At 66.5% G+C, this 834-nt stretch carries 1 protein-coding gene; it reads left to right on the top strand.

Annotated features, from left to right (window positions below; genetic code table 11):
• Nucleotides 1–196: 196 nt before the first annotated feature.
• The gene (locus tag MKL11_RS00010; RefSeq protein WP_243939174.1) at nt 197–778 is read left to right on the top strand and encodes a carboxymuconolactone decarboxylase family protein; all 582 of its coding nucleotides are present in this window, start codon (nt 197–199) and stop codon (nt 776–778) included.
• Nucleotides 779–834 lie beyond the last annotated feature (56 nt).

Raw genomic sequence — 834 nt, 5'->3', positions numbered from 1 at the left:
TAACGGACAGGCGCTGGCAAGGCTCTCAACTCCATCATTTTCAAATCCGACGATGAACCTCGCCTAGGCTTATCCGTTCCTCGTTCAGGCTCATTTCACTCAGACGTGAACGAATTTTTGGAACGCCGAGGCCAGGGGGGGGCTTGTCGCGGGTAGGTCGATACGACTGCCCCGTCCCCCCTCGCGGAGTTCTCCGTTGCGTCTCCCGCCTATTCCACCGCAGGACCTCAGCACCGAGCAGCGCCGCCTCTACGACATGCTCCGGGCCGGCATCGCGAAGCAGTTCCAGGGGTTCCAGACGGAAAGGGCGGACGGCGCGCTGCTCGGCCCGTTCAATCCCTGGCTGCACGAACCGAAGATCGGCCAGGCGGTCTGGGACCTCACCGAGGCGGTGTCAAAGCGCGGCGCCCTGACGGAAGCGGCACGGCAGGTCGCGATCCTGGTGACGGGCTCGCGCTTCAAGTCGGCCTACGAGCTCTACGCCCACGTCCAGGTCGCCCGGGAGAAGGGTCTGCCGGAAGGCAAGGTCGCGACCATCGTGTCTGGTCAGCGTCCGTCCGACCTCACAACCGAGGAGGCTGCTGTCTTCGATGCTGCCAGCTCCCTGAATGCCGGCGGCGTCCTTCCGCGCCCCGTCTACGACCGGGTCGTCGCCGCGTTCGGCGCCCCCGGCGTGTCCGAACTGATCCACCTCGTCGGCCTCTACGCGATGGTCTGCATCACGCTGAACGGCTTCGACGTGCCCGTGCCGGAGCAGCAGGTCGAGCCGGCCCCGTAGGCCGCAGCCGTTCCCGTCCCAGCCCGCATGAAGCCGACTCGGACCCGATCCGGTCG

Origin of the sequence: Methylobacterium sp. J-077, assembly GCF_022829365.1 — a bacterium.
Lineage (GTDB): Bacteria > Pseudomonadota > Alphaproteobacteria > Rhizobiales > Beijerinckiaceae > Methylobacterium.
Note: the sequence above shows the minus strand (reverse complement) of the source record. Positions and strands in the feature narration are given on the sequence as shown.